Annotated in this window: 13 protein-coding genes, 1 other RNA gene and 1 pseudogene; 3 read left to right on the top strand and 12 right to left on the bottom strand. The window is 69.4% G+C overall.

The window, feature by feature from the left end:
• Nucleotides 1-12: 12 nt before the first annotated feature.
• The 5 genes from O2L01_RS05690 to ilvA form a co-directional block, all read right to left on the bottom strand.
• The gene (locus tag O2L01_RS05690) at nucleotides 13-834 is read right to left on the bottom strand and encodes an alpha/beta hydrolase (RefSeq protein WP_344469399.1); all 822 of its coding nucleotides are present in this window, start codon (nucleotides 832-834) and stop codon (nucleotides 13-15) included.
• 352 nt (nucleotides 835-1,186) lie between these two features.
• A complete protein-coding gene (locus O2L01_RS05695) occupies nucleotides 1,187-1,468 on the bottom strand; it encodes a hypothetical protein (protein ID WP_270120926.1) in 282 nt (93 codons plus the stop codon).
• Between the two features lie 8 nt (nucleotides 1,469-1,476).
• The gene (locus O2L01_RS05700) at nucleotides 1,477-1,704 is read right to left on the bottom strand and encodes a hypothetical protein (RefSeq protein ID WP_270120927.1); all 228 of its coding nucleotides are present in this window, start codon (nucleotides 1,702-1,704) and stop codon (nucleotides 1,477-1,479) included.
• Nucleotides 1,705-1,726: 22 nt separating this feature from the next.
• Nucleotides 1,727-2,416 (bottom strand): uracil-DNA glycosylase, encoded by a 690-nt coding sequence (locus O2L01_RS05705; protein WP_270120928.1) that lies wholly within the window; start codon nucleotides 2,414-2,416, stop codon nucleotides 1,727-1,729.
• 3 nt (nucleotides 2,417-2,419) lie between these two features.
• A complete protein-coding gene (ilvA, locus tag O2L01_RS05710) occupies nucleotides 2,420-3,634 on the bottom strand; it encodes a threonine ammonia-lyase (RefSeq protein ID WP_270120929.1) in 1,215 nt (404 codons plus the stop codon).
• Nucleotides 3,635-3,989: 355 nt separating this feature from the next.
• Here ilvA and O2L01_RS05715 point away from each other — a divergent pair, with 355 nt between their 5' ends.
• On the top strand, nucleotides 3,990-5,264 hold the full coding sequence (locus O2L01_RS05715) for an ABC transporter ATP-binding protein (RefSeq protein WP_270120930.1): 1,275 nt from the start codon (nucleotides 3,990-3,992) through the stop codon (nucleotides 5,262-5,264).
• A gap of 74 nt (nucleotides 5,265-5,338) precedes the next feature.
• Here O2L01_RS05715 and greA read toward each other — a convergent pair whose 3' ends face one another.
• The gene (gene greA, locus O2L01_RS05720; RefSeq protein WP_270120931.1) at nucleotides 5,339-5,833 is read right to left on the bottom strand and encodes a transcription elongation factor GreA; all 495 of its coding nucleotides are present in this window, start codon (nucleotides 5,831-5,833) and stop codon (nucleotides 5,339-5,341) included.
• 142 nt (nucleotides 5,834-5,975) lie between these two features.
• The gene (locus tag O2L01_RS05725) at nucleotides 5,976-6,434 is read right to left on the bottom strand and encodes a DUF4307 domain-containing protein (protein WP_270120932.1); all 459 of its coding nucleotides are present in this window, start codon (nucleotides 6,432-6,434) and stop codon (nucleotides 5,976-5,978) included.
• Between the two features lie 223 nt (nucleotides 6,435-6,657).
• On the opposite strand from O2L01_RS05725, the pseudogene mca reads away from it, so the two are divergent.
• Nucleotides 6,658-7,506 (top strand): annotated as a pseudogene (gene mca, locus O2L01_RS05730) (mycothiol conjugate amidase Mca); the annotation flags it as partial.
• Between the two features lie 292 nt (nucleotides 7,507-7,798).
• Nucleotides 7,799-8,383 carry a YqgE/AlgH family protein gene (locus O2L01_RS05735; protein WP_270120935.1) on the top strand — a complete coding sequence of 195 codons (585 nt, stop codon included), beginning with the start codon at nucleotides 7,799-7,801 and terminating at the stop codon, nucleotides 8,381-8,383.
• Here O2L01_RS05735 and O2L01_RS05740 read toward each other — a convergent pair whose 3' ends face one another.
• The 5 genes from O2L01_RS05740 to ftsX all read right to left on the bottom strand — a co-directional run bounded on the left by O2L01_RS05740 (nucleotide 8,384) and on the right by ftsX (nucleotide 12,329).
• Nucleotides 8,384-8,833, bottom strand: a complete 450-nt coding sequence (locus O2L01_RS05740) for a DUF2269 family protein (protein ID WP_270120936.1) — start codon at nucleotides 8,831-8,833, stop codon at nucleotides 8,384-8,386.
• Between the two features lie 246 nt (nucleotides 8,834-9,079).
• Nucleotides 9,080-9,453, bottom strand: a transfer-messenger RNA (tmRNA) gene (ssrA, locus tag O2L01_RS05745).
• Between the two features lie 92 nt (nucleotides 9,454-9,545).
• Nucleotides 9,546-10,052 carry an SsrA-binding protein SmpB gene (gene smpB, locus O2L01_RS05750; RefSeq protein WP_270120937.1) on the bottom strand — a complete coding sequence of 169 codons (507 nt, stop codon included), beginning with the start codon at nucleotides 10,050-10,052 and terminating at the stop codon, nucleotides 9,546-9,548.
• 80 nt (nucleotides 10,053-10,132) lie between these two features.
• Nucleotides 10,133-11,380 (bottom strand): M23 family metallopeptidase, encoded by a 1,248-nt coding sequence (locus tag O2L01_RS05755; RefSeq protein WP_270120939.1) that lies wholly within the window; start codon nucleotides 11,378-11,380, stop codon nucleotides 10,133-10,135.
• A gap of 73 nt (nucleotides 11,381-11,453) precedes the next feature.
• Nucleotides 11,454-12,329 carry a permease-like cell division protein FtsX gene (gene ftsX / locus O2L01_RS05760; protein ID WP_270120940.1) on the bottom strand — a complete coding sequence of 292 codons (876 nt, stop codon included), beginning with the start codon at nucleotides 12,327-12,329 and terminating at the stop codon, nucleotides 11,454-11,456.
• Nucleotides 12,330-12,337: the final 8 nt, after the last annotated feature.

A 12,337-nucleotide genomic window follows, 5' to 3' on the forward strand; every position in this document is an offset into this window, starting at 1 on the left:
GATCGCGCGGGTTCAGTCGCGTTCGGGCTTGGGCAGGCCGTGCTCTTCGCCTGCCTTCGGCAGACTGTGCTCTCCGCCTGCCTTCGGCAGGAATCCGCCGAACGCCGCTACGGTCTTGTTGGCGTACGCGGAGGTGTCGCCGCGCTCCATCGGTCCGTCCCAAGTGGTCGGCAGCGGAGCGTGCTCGGGGAGGATGCGGCCCACGATGCGGTCCAAGGCCTCTTCGGCCTTGCCGACCCACAGGTGGCTGCCGTTGGCGATCTCCACGATCTCGGCCTGCGGCACGGCCGCGAAGCGCTGCTTGGCCTCCGGGTACTGGAGGTAGTCGTCCTGCTCGGGGATGAGCGCCAGCAGCGGGCGGCCGTCCTCGGCCCACCGCGCCAGATCGTCCTCTTTGGAGTACCGCAGCGGCGGCGAGAGGAGCACGGCCCCTTCGACTCCCGGCTCGAGGCCGTACTTGAGGGTCAGGTCGGTCCCGAAGGACCAGCCGACCAGCCACACCCGCGGGAGCTCGGCGAACTCCGCGTACTCGACGGCGGCGGCGATGTCGAAGCGCTCGCCCACGCCGTTGTCGAACGCGCCCTGGCTCGTGCCCTGCTGGGACTCGGTGCCGCGCGTGTTGAACCGCAGCACCGCCATGTTCGCCAGCGCGGGCAGCCGCCAGGCGGCCTTGCGGAAGATGTGCGAGTCCATCATGCCGCCGTGGGTGGGCAGCGGGTGGACGCAGATGACGGTCGCCTCGGGCTCGCGGTCGGCGGGCAGGGCGAGTTCGCCGACGAGTTCGAGCCCGTCGGCGGTTTCGAGCGTGAGCGCCTCGCGTTTGGCGGGGAGCATGCTCGCGGATCTGATGACAGCCACGCCGGAATTATCCCCGCTGAAGCGGGACCGGCACCACCGCCTGTGGCGCACCTTGCAAGCGCGGGCGGTCGGGGTCCGATCGCGGCAGTTCTGTCGCGGCGGTACCTGGGGGTTCCATCCCTAACCCCCACCCACCCGGGGACCTTATGGCCCAGCGTCGCGCGCGGGTACGACAAGAACCGGCTTCCGCGGGCGCCATGTCACCCGATCGAGCGTGAAGCCTCGAGCGGGGCACGGGCGAGGGGCGGCGACAAAAGGCAGCGACAAGGGGCAGCGATGAGGGGCGGAGCCGTGCGGCTCCGCCCCTCGTCGTGCGTTCGGTTGTCGCTCAGCGCCAGCGGCCCGGCTGCCTGCGGCTTCTGGCGTTCCAGCAGCCGGTGTGCCAGTGGCGGCGGTCGTCGCCGTCGCCGTCGTCGGCCCAGGCGACCACGTGCGGGGTGCCCGGTTGGATCTCTAGGTCGCACCCGGGGCACCGGTAGGTCTTCTCCGCTCCGGAGCCGGGTATGCGGCGGACCCGGACGGGTCCGTCCGGGCCGTCGATGAGGCTCGGGTCCTGGGCGCCCGAGGTCGGCCGCCGGGCCTCGCTCTGGCGGCGGTTCTTGCGCGGCATGGTCGGCCTTAAGCGTGGGCGGGGTCGTCTCGCCCGGCGTCGGTCGCCGCAGCGGCCTCCGCCTCGGCGGCTTCGCGCGCGACCCGCTCGTTCAACCGCCGGACGTGCTTGTTCATCCCCCGGATGAGGAAGATCGTCACGACGACGAGGAACACGGTCACGAACAGCCCGAGCGGCCCGGCCATCGCCTGGTCGCGCTCCGGCCCGAACTCTTGCTGCGCCAGGATCTCGATCACGCTTCAACCGTAGCCCGTCGGCCTAGGCCTCCTGCAGCGCAGGAAGGCGCCAGTCGACCGGCTCACCGCCCTGCTCGACCAGGAGCGCGTTGGCGCGGCTGAACGGCTTGGAGCCGAAGAAGCCGCGGCGGGCGCTCAGCGGCGACGGGTGTGCCGATTCGATGGCCGGCACGGCACCCAGGAGGTCCTTGAGCTTGCGCGCGTCGTTGCCCCAGAGGATCGCGACGGAGGCACCGCCGCGCTCGGCGAGGGCGCGGATCGCCTGCTCGGTGACGGATTCCCAGCCCTTGCCGCGGTGCGAGGCGGGCGTGCCGGGGGCGACGCTGAGGGAGCGGTTGAGCAGCAGGACGCCCTGCTCGGCCCAAGGGGTGAGGTCGCCGTTGGCGGGGAGCGGGAAGCCGAGGTCGTCGCGGTACTCGTTGAAGATGTTGACCAGGCTCTTGGGGAGGGGGCGCACGTCGGGGGCGACGGCGAAGGAGAGGCCGATGGCGTGGCCGGGGGTGGGGTAGGGGTCCTGGCCGACGATGATGACCTTGACGTCGTCGAACGGCTGCTGGAAGGCGCGGAGGATGTGCTCGGCGGCGGGCAGGTAGGTGCGTCCGGCGGCGACCTCGGCGCGGAGGAATTCGCCCATCTTGGCGACGTCGTCGGCCACGGGGGCGAGGGCCTTGGCCCAGCCGGGCTCCATCAGTTCTTCAAGCGGTTTGTTCATGACTCAGATGCTAGGTCCCTCCACCGACACGAAATACCCCGCGTCGCGCAGGGCCGCAACGATTTCGGTCGCGTGTTCGGAACCGCGCGTCTCGATCGAGAGGTCCACGGCGACTTCGCCGACGGACAGGCGCGGGTCGCTGCGCTGGTGGTAGACGTCGACGATGTTGCCGCCGTAGGCGCCTACGAGCTGGAGGATCGAGGCGAGGGCCCCGGGCCGGTCAGGGCAGCGGAGGTTGGCGCGCATGAAGCGGCCGGAGGCGCCGAGGCCGTGTTCGATGAGCCGCATGAGGAGCAGCGGGTCGATGTTGCCGCCGGAGATGACGGCGACGGTGGGGGTGTCGTAGTCGACCGAGTAGTTGAGGAGCGCGGCGTAGGCGGTGGCGCCGGCGGGTTCGACGACGAGCTTGTTGCGTTCGAGGAGGGATAGGAGCGCGCGGCTGATGTCCTCCTCGGTGACGGTGACGATCTCATCGACGAGGGCGGCGACGTGCGCGAAGGGGACGTCGCCGGGGCGGCCGACCTTGATGCCGTCCGCGATGGTGTGCATCTTGTCGAGGCGCACGGGCCGCCCGGCGGCGAGCGACTGCGGGTAGGCCGCGGCGCCTTCGGCCTGCACGCCGATGATGCGGATGCCTGGCTTGAGCTGCTTGGCGGCGGCCGCGATGCCGGCGATGAGCCCGCCGCCGCCCACGGAGGTGACGATGGTGCCGGTCTCGGGGAGCTGCTCGAGGATCTCGAGGGCGATGGTGCCCTGGCCGGCGACGATGTCGCGGTGGTCGAAGGGGTGGATGAGCGTCGCGCCGGTCTCGGCGGCGAACCGGTGGGCCGATTCGAGGGCGTCGTCCACAGTGAGTCCGCCGAGGATGACTTGAGCGCCGTATCCCTTGGTGGCGGCCACTTTCGGGAGCGGCGCGGACTCGGGCATGAACACCGTGGAGCGGATGCCGAGGGTGGAGGCGGCGAGGGCGACGCCCTGGGCGTGGTTGCCCGCGGAGGCCGCGACGACGCCGAGGGCGCGTTCGGCCTCGGTGAGGTGGGAGACCCGCATGTACGCGCCGCGGATCTTGAAGGACCCGGCGCGCTGCAGGTTCTCGCACTTGAGGTAGACCCCCTCCAGGACGGGGTCGCGCGAGGGTTCGAGAGGGGTGCGTCGCACGACCCCGGCGAGTTCTTTCGCCGCGGCGCGGACGTCGTTGAGTGTCACGAGTGGCGTCACGCCTCGATCGTAGTGCGCGGGCCGGGCCCGGCCCCGGACGGCGCTCGGAGGCCGTTCGGGACGGAGAGCGCATTGGCCGGAAAGCGGTTACTAGCGACCGAAATGCCGACCTTGGACCCGCATGGGCGACCGCTTCTACCACTGAAACCGCAGGTGGCACCTGGCGTGAACCCGAGTTCACTACCTGTCGGTAAGGGGTGACCGCCGTTACGCATCGAATAAGGAAGGCTTAAGCTACGAAGCGTCAATCCTTAACCGGGAAGAGGCCTGCGCGTCATGCTTCTCCGCCGACACGCCCGCACGACCGCCTCATCACCCAGCAATCCATCCCCTTGAGCAACCCCTGGAGTCAACGGTGACTGCTGTCACGCTGAAGAACGTCTCGAAGGTGTTCCCCGGCGATACCCTGGCCGTGGACTCCTTGAGCATGGAGGTCAACCACGGCGAATTCCTCGTCCTCCTCGGTCCGTCCGGATGCGGCAAGTCCACTGTGCTCCGCATGGTCGCCGGCCTCGAGACCCCCTCGGACGGCGAGATCCTCCTCGACGGCGAGTACGCGAACGACCTGCCGCCGCGAGACCGCAACGCGGCCATGATCTTCCAGACCTTCGCGCTCTACCCGCACATGTCCGTCGCGGACAACATCGGCTTCCCGCTCAAGCTCGGCAAGCAGAACGGCGCCCAGTCCGTGCCCGAGGCCGTCGGCGACATGGCCAGCGCGCTCGGCATCTCAGACCTCAAGGACCGCAAGCCGAACCAGCTCTCGGGCGGCCAGCAGCAGCGCGTCGCCATGGGCCGCGCGCTCGTGCGCCGCCCCAAGCTGTTCCTCATGGACGAGCCGCTGTCGAACCTCGACGTGGGCCTGCGCGCCGAGCTGCGCACCGAGATCTCCTCGCTGGTGCGCCGCCACGACGCGACGACCCTGTACGTGACGCACGACCAGACCGAGGCGCTGACGATGGCGGACCGGGTCGCGGTGATGCGCAAGGGGATCCTGCAGGACGTGGGCACCCCGGACGAGGTGTACGAGCGCCCGGCGACGATGTACGTGGCCGCGTTCCTCGGCACGCCGCGCATGAACCTCCTCGAGGCGCGCGTCAACGTGTACCTCGATCGCTATGTGGCCCTTGACTTCGGCGAGCAGGAGCTGCGGCTGCCGTGGCACGACCTGCGCGGCCGGGCCGTGGCCCGCTACCACGGGGAGAACATCGTGGTCGGGATGCGGGCCGAGGCGCTCGCGCCGGTGGCAGAGGGCCACCCGGGGCAGTCGATCTCGGGCCGTGTGCGCTTCTACGAGCATCACGGCCACGAGACGCTGGTGTTCCTCGACATCGGCGCCACGGCGGTCGTGCCGGACGGGATCGGCGACAAGCCGGACCTGGCGCGCAGCGGTTCGAAGCCGCGCCGGCGCCTCGGCGGGCTGTTCTCGGGGTTCGGGCAGGCGCCGGTCGAGCAGCACGAGGCCGACACCGGGCCGATCCGCAAGCCCGCGGACCTGGTCTTCCGGCTGCCTCCGCACATCCCGGTCTCGGCCGGGCAGCCGATCACGGTGGCCGTGCACATGGACGCGCTGCACTACTTCGATAAGTACGGCAAGCGGATCGACGTCGGCTGGTCCGCTCGGGCGTGAGGCAGAGCGAACGCCGCGGGTCCCCTTGGAGGGGCCCGCGGCGTTTCGCTGCGTATCAGCCGGTCACGGCCAGATCAGCCCAAGAACTTCTCGGCGTCGATGATCTTGACCGAGATCTCGGTGTCCCTGGGGGTCTTGTAGGCGACGGTGTCGCCGACCTTGTGGCCGAGGATGGCCGAACCCAGCGCGGAGTCGGGGCTGTAGACCGTGAGGTCGGTCGTGGCCGCGATCTCGCGCGAGCCGAGGAGGAACTTCTCGGTGTCGTCGGGGTCGCCGTCGAAGGCGATGGTCACGACGGTGCCGATCTGGATCTCGTCGCTGTCCTTCGCCTCGCCCACCTTCGCGTTGCGCAGCAGGTCCTCGAGCTGGCGGATGCGGCCCTCCTGCTTTCCCTGCTCGTCGCGGGCGGCGTGGTAGCCGCCGTTCTCCTTGAGGTCGCCCTCCTCGCGGCGCGCGTTGATCTCGGCGGCCATGGCGGGACGGTTCGCGATGAGCTCGTCCAGTTCGCCCTTGAGGCGGTCGTAGGCCTCTTGCGTGAGCCAAGTGCCCTGGTTAGCGTCGGTAGCCATGTGATCCATATCCTCCGAATAGTGCGATCCGTACTGCGAGGTCACGCTCTGTTGCGAACGTCCCCGCGCCCCGGGTGAAACGACCCCGGATAGCGAAAGGCCCGCCGACCGAAACGCGGTGCGACGGGCCGAAAGTCGTGAGTCAGTCCGCCTGCCAACACCTCAGGACCTCGCCGGTGTTGGGCACGCCCTCCACTGCGAGGGGGTACGACATCACCACATGGGTGGCATCGTCCGCCGCGATCGCGACCTCGGCGTACCCGATCTCGGCGCCCGCGAGGTCGCGGGACCTGACGGCGCACGTGGCGCCCTCGCCGGCCGGCTTGTAGACCTCGAACTCGACGGTGACCTGACCCGGGACGGAGTCGTCGAAGCCGAGCAGTCGCTCGGAGACCTCGTTCTGCCCGTACAGTTCCGAGAGGCGCCAAGCGGCGAAGAGTCCCGCGAGGACGACGCCGACCGTGAGGGCCGCGGTCACCGCGGGGCGGCGGCGCCTGGCTTCGCGGCGCCGACCGTAGCGACCGTCGGGAAAGGTCACGCCGGCCGCGGTTGCAGAAGGCACGGTCGGCACACGCCCATCCGTGGTCTGCATCTCAGTCATTGCGTCGCTTTCCTTCGCGATCAGCGGTTTCACCGCTGCGAGCCCGCGCTTTCCAGCGGGGCTGGAAAACCGGGAAGTAATGATTATCGAGTATCGTTGCACAGAATGCCAGAGCCGACAACTACCGCAGTGCGCGAGTCGGTTCCAGTGCGCCGAGCCTTACCACTAGAAGCACCCGCCAGTGAGGTTGACCGACGTGACGAACCAGAGCAAGCTGCGCCTCATGTGCGTGCACGCCCACCCCGACGACGAGTCGAGCAAGGGCGCCGGCATGATGGCGCGCTACGTGCGCGAGGGCATCGAGGTCCTCGTCGTCACGTGCACCGGCGGTGAGCGCGGGGACGTGCTCAACCCGAAGATGGACCGGCCCGAGGTGCAGGAGAACCTGCCGCGCATCCGCAACGAGGAGATGGCGCGGGCCCGCGAGATCCTGGGCGTCGAGCAGCACTGGCTGGGCTTCATCGACTCCGGGCTCCCGGACGGCTGGCTCCCCGACTCCGGCACCGAGCTGCCCGAGGACGCGTTCTACCTCGTGCCCACCGAGGAGGCCGCCGCGCCGCTCGTGGAGGTCATGCGCTCGTTCAAGCCGCACGTGGTCACCACGTACGACGAAGAGGGCGGCTACCCGCACCCCGACCACGTGAAGACCCACGAGGTGTCCGTCGCGGCCTTCGCCGCCGCCGGCGACCCCGAGAAGTACCAGGGCCTGGGCGAGCCGTGGCAGCCGCTCAAGCTCTACTACAACCACTCGTTCGGCAAGGCGCGCATCGAGGCTCTGCACTACGCGATGCTCGAGGCCGGCCTCGAGTCGCCGTACCGGGAGTGGATGGACGCGGGCGACTGGACCCGCGACAAGAGCGAGCGCGTGACGACGCGGATCGAGTGCGCCGAGTACTTCGACATCCGCGACGAGGCCCTGAAGGCCCACGCGACCCAGGTCGACCCGGACGGGTTCTGGTTCGCCGTGCCGCGCGAGATCCAGCAGAAGGCTTGGCCCACCGAGGATTACGAACTCGTCGAGTCGCACATCGAGACGCTGCTGCCCGAGGACGACCTCTTCTCCGGACTCCGGTTAGCGCTTCAGGAACACTGCTTCACTACGGCCCCAGGGAACCCCTGGGGCCGTTTTCTCCACTTGGGACCGTTTCGACCCCGTCCGTCGCCGTCTCGACACCCTATGGTCGGGTTCCGCGCACCCTCCGTGAGGAAACAACTGTCGGGCTCCCGACACCACGGTGTATTTCCTCGGAAAGTGCGGGAACCTTGCTGCAAGCGCGCCCCCGCGGGTTACCGTGCCGGGAGAACCGGGGCGAACCCGAGTCTGGGACGTATTCGCGGAGGCGGGCGCAGAACGGAGGTGACCCATGGTCAGTCGTGAAACAACGCCGGCGCGCACCAAGTCGTTCGTCGGGAGTCTCCTCGTCGCCACCCCCACGCTGCAGGACCCCAACTTCGACCGCACGGTCGTCATCGGCGTCGGGCACGAGTCCGACGGGGTGCTCGGCGTGGTCCTCAACCGTGCGACCGAGCGGAAGGTCGTGCACTACCTCGACCAGTGGGCGGACCTGGCGGGGCACCCCGCCGTCCTCTTCGAGGGCGGCCCGGTGCAGCCTGACGCGGCGATCGGGCTCGGCTGGCGCAAGGCGGACGCGCCCTTCAACGACGCGTTCCGGCCCGTGCTCGGACGCCTGGGCACGCTCGACCTCGCCCGCGACCCGGACGAGGTCGCGCCGCTCCTGGAGGGCATGCGGGTCTTCACCGGCTACGCCGGCTGGGCGCCCGGGCAGCTCGAGGACGAGATCGACGCAGGCGCGTGGATGGTCTTCGACGCCCTGCCCGCGGACCCCTTCTCGACGAACCCCGAGGAGCTGTGGGCCATGGTGTGGAAGCGCCAGGGCGGCATGCTCTCCGCAGTCGCGCAGTTCCCCGCCGACCCCGCCATGAACTAGCTACGCCCCCGGCCGCCAGGCCATGAGGACCACGACCACGCCGTAGAAGACGAGGTTGAGCCCCGAGAGCGCCAGCAGCCGCCCCCGGTGCTGCTCCAGCAGTTCGCCGTCCATGGTGCCGTGCGTGTCCAGGAGCTCCTTGCCGATGCGCGCGAGCACCCCCGGGATCACGGCCGCGCCGTTGACCACCGCCACGACGTAGAGGGTCGAGGCGATGATGACCCAGGGGTCGGCGAACGAGTACCGCTCGCTCGTCATCATCGTCAGCACCCCGAACAGCGCGGCCACCAGCGTGAGCGCGTTGAAGGCCATGCAGCGCCGCCCGGCCCGGTGCACCCGGTCGCCGTCCCGCTCCCGCAGCGCCCGCTCCCCCAGCCACGGCATCAGCATGGCCGGGCCGACGAACACGACGGCCAGCAGGACATGCAGGACCGACAACAGAGTGTGCATATTGTGATCTTACGGACATAACACCCAGGCCGGTCGTCGAAATCGGCCGCGGCGGAGTGCACACCAGCAGAGCACAAAACGGCGCCCACAAAAAAGCGGGCCGGGGGCGGGGGCCCGCGGGGGGGGGGGGGGCCCCGGGGGGGGGGGGGGCGGGGGGGGGGGGGCCCCGCCCCCCCCAACAACCCGCCCCCCCAAAAAACCCGGGCCGGGCCCGGACGCCTTCGCGTCCGGGCCCGGCCCGTATGGCCGTGGAGCTGCAGGGAATCGAACCCTGGTCCTCCGCTGCATCTGTGAGACTTCTCCGGGTGCAGTCCGCTGTGCCTTTTCTCGAGCCCCACCGATCACGCGGACGAGACGGTGTGACGGGCTCTAATCGCCGAGAATCTCGGCCTTCGGTCCCAGCGATCAAGACCTCGGCCCAGCATCCTTAAATGATGCCGCGAACCCAGAGCGGATGCGCCTCTGGAGCGGCAACTTCACAGTCGCTTAGGCAGCGAGAGCGAAGTCAGTGCGTTTTGCGTTGGCACTTATTGGTTTCCAACGTTGGTTTACGAGACAGCGTTGGCTTCCTCGACCCGCTTCCCTCACCTCAACATACGGAGTCGAAACCGATCAGCCCCGAGACTTGGTGAGTGAGTGTTTCACCCTGTTCAGTTGTGCTTGGGAATTCTAACCCAGTCCAACGACGCGCGTCGAACCGATATTCCCCCGGTCACTTGCCGCCGCGCTTGGCGGCGCGGCCCATGGCCCGCTCGATCTCGCGGTCGGACTCGCGCTTGGCGATGGCCTGGCGCTTGTCGTAGTTCTTGCGGCCCCGGGCGAGCCCGAGCTCCATTTTGGCGTACCCGTTGAGGAAGTACACCGAGAGCGGGACCAGCGTCAGGCCGGCCTCGTCGAGCCGGTTCGCGAGCTTCGCGATCTCGCCGCGGTGCAGCAGGAGCTTGCGGATGCGCCGGGGCGGGTGGTTGGTCCACGTCCCGTAGTCGTACTCCGGGATGTGGAAGTTGTGGACGCGCGCCTCGCCGTTGTGGATCTCGGCGTACGCGTCGACGATGTTCCCCCGGCCCTGGCGCAGGGCCTTGACCTCGGTCCCCGACAGGACCATCCCGGCCTCGTAGGTGTCCAGGATCTCGTAGTCGTGCCGGGCCTTGCGATTGGTGGTCACCACCGAGCGCTCGGGACCCGAGTGCTTGACCTTCTCCTGCTGCTTCTTGGACACGCAGCAAGCTTAACGATCGAACAAGTGTCTGGCGACTCTGATTTACGGCTTCGCAGGCGGGCGCCGTGGGCACCGATTCGCTACCGGCATAGACAGCTCGGCAAGTAGCCGATGGGGTTGACGCGTTCACCGCGGACGCGGACCTCGAAGTGCAGGTGCGGGCCCGTGCTGTCCCCGGTGCTGCCGACCGCGCCGATGCGCTCGTCGCGGTCGACGTGCTCGCCGTCGTGCACCCAGATCTCCGACTGGTGCGCATAGCAGGTCGAGAGGCCGCCGCCGTGGCTGATGCACGTCAACTGCCCGTAGCCCGAGCTCCAGCCGGCGTAGACGACGGTGCCGGAGTCGGCCGCGTGGATGGTCGCGCCGGTGCCGGCCGCGAAGTCGGTGCCGCCGTGGAGGCGCATGGTGCCGTAGATCGGGTGGCGCCGCCAGCCGAAGTCGGAGGACTTCCAGCCGTCGACCGGCACGACGAACCCGCCGCCACCGCCGCCGGAGGACCCGCCGCCGGAGTCGTTGTCGTCGTCGTCCTTCTGCTGCTCCCGCTGGGCCGCCTGGCGCAGCTGCTCGGCCAGTCGCTCGGACTCGGCCTCGAGGTCGTCGTACTCGGACTGGGCGTCGTCTCTGGCGTCCTCGGCGACCGCGAGGGCCGACTCACGCTCGCCCACCAGCTGCTGCACGGCCTGGCGGGCGGCCTCGGCCTCGCCGTAGCGGACCTCGGCGGCGCCGAGCGCCTCGTCCGCGGCGGCTTCGGCGTCCTCGGCCTCGGTCCGGGCGGCGGACGCGGAGTTCTCGGCGTTGGCGGCCGTGCGCCGGGCGAGGGTGATCTCTTCGACCGCCTGGTTCTTGCCCTCCATCATGTACTCGAGATACGTGAGGCCGTCGACGGCGGTCTGGGGGTCGCCGGAGGCGATGACGGCGTCGACGGTGAGCAGTTCGGCCCCGCGGGCCGTGGCGGCGAACAGGTCGGCGCGGGAGTCGCGGGCCTCTTCGACGGCCGCGCGCGCGGCCTCGTACTCGGCTTCGGCGTCGGCGAGCGCGTCGCGGGCCGCGTCGGCCTCGCGCTGGGCTTGGGCCGCTTGGGCCTCGGCCGCGGCGACCCGGCCCTGGGCGACGTCGACGGCGTGCTCGGCGCCGGGCAGTTCGGCCCGGGTCTCGGCGAGCACCTGGCCCGCCGCGCGCACCTCGTCCGAGGCGTCCTCGAGCTGCGCGGCCATCTGGGCCTTCTCGCGCTCCACCTCGTCGAGGTCGGACTGGGACACCCCGAAAGCGGGACTGCTCGCGGTCCCTGCCAAGAGCAGGGCCGCGAGCAGCCATCCGATTCGCCTCATAGGCCCCGAATTTAGTCCATCTGCGACGGACGTTCAGGGTATTCGGGGCATATGCCCCGAAGGTTGGTCGAGGTCAGACCTTGATGTTGAAGCGCAAGGTGATCCAGGCCGTGATCGCGCTGATCACCGCCGAGACGCCGACCAGGATCGGGAGCAGGATCAGGATCGCCTGCATCGGGATCGGCGGCATGAGCTTGAACAGGTCCTCGAACTGGCCGTCGATGACCAGGTACTTCGCGGCGATGAGCGTGCCGAAGGCGAAGACCGAGCCGATCACGCCGGCGAAGACCGCCTCGAGCACGAACGGCGCCTGGACGAACCAGTTCGGCGCGCCCACGAGCTTCATGATCGCGACCTCGCGGCGCCGCGAGTACGCGGCGACCTGGATCGTGTTGGCCACCAGCATGAGCGCGGCCACGCCCTGCACGAGGGCGACGATCAGGGTGAGGCGCTGGGCCCCGCCGAGGATGTCGAAGACCTGCTGCAGGATCTCGCGCTGGTTGGTGACCTGGAAGACGCCCTCGCGGCCCTCGAACTGGCTGATGAACTCCTTCGCGTCGGCGATGTCGACCATCTTGACGCGGAACGCGGGCGGCAGGGCCTCGGCGTCGACGGACTTCACCAGGTCGGGAGTGTCCTCGAAGGTCTCCTCGAAGCGCTTGTAGGCCTCTTCCTTCGACTCGTAGTCGTACTCGGCGACGAGGTCGTTGTCCTTGATCTCGGTCTCGATCTGGTCCGTGGTGGCCTGATCGATGTCCTTCTTCAGGTAGATGACCACCTCGAGGTTCGTCTGGTAGAACTCCTCGATCCTGTCGACCTGGCCGTACAGCAGCAGGCCGGCGCCGAGCATCGTCAGCGAGACGGCCATGGTGATGATCATGGCGACGGTCATGGAGATGTTGCGCCACAGTCCGAGGAAGACCTCGGACATCACGTACTTCGCGCGCATGTGCTCTG

The organism is Glycomyces lechevalierae (genome assembly GCF_027622945.1).
Classification (GTDB): Bacteria; Actinomycetota; Actinomycetes; order Mycobacteriales; family Micromonosporaceae; genus Glycomyces; species Glycomyces rutgersensis.

Coding starts and splice junctions, on each gene's coding strand:
- O2L01_RS05705 (WP_270120928.1), bottom strand. CDS start 2,416: ATGAACAAACCGCTTGAAGAACTGATGGAGCCCGGCTGGGCCAAGGCC.
- ftsX (WP_270120940.1), bottom strand. CDS start 12,329: ATGCGCGCGAAGTACGTGATGTCCGAGGTCTTCCTCGGACTGTGGCGC.
- O2L01_RS05690 (WP_344469399.1), bottom strand. CDS start 834: ATGCTCCCCGCCAAACGCGAGGCGCTCACGCTCGAAACCGCCGACGGG.
- greA (WP_270120931.1), bottom strand. CDS start 5,833: ATGGCTACCGACGCTAACCAGGGCACTTGGCTCACGCAAGAGGCCTAC.
- O2L01_RS05735 (WP_270120935.1), top strand. CDS start 7,799: ATGGTCAGTCGTGAAACAACGCCGGCGCGCACCAAGTCGTTCGTCGGG.
- O2L01_RS05695 (WP_270120926.1), bottom strand. CDS start 1,468: ATGCCGCGCAAGAACCGCCGCCAGAGCGAGGCCCGGCGGCCGACCTCG.
- O2L01_RS05725 (WP_270120932.1), bottom strand. CDS start 6,434: ATGACTGAGATGCAGACCACGGATGGGCGTGTGCCGACCGTGCCTTCT.
- O2L01_RS05755 (WP_270120939.1), bottom strand. CDS start 11,380: ATGAGGCGAATCGGATGGCTGCTCGCGGCCCTGCTCTTGGCAGGGACC.
- O2L01_RS05740 (WP_270120936.1), bottom strand. CDS start 8,833: ATGCACACTCTGTTGTCGGTCCTGCATGTCCTGCTGGCCGTCGTGTTC.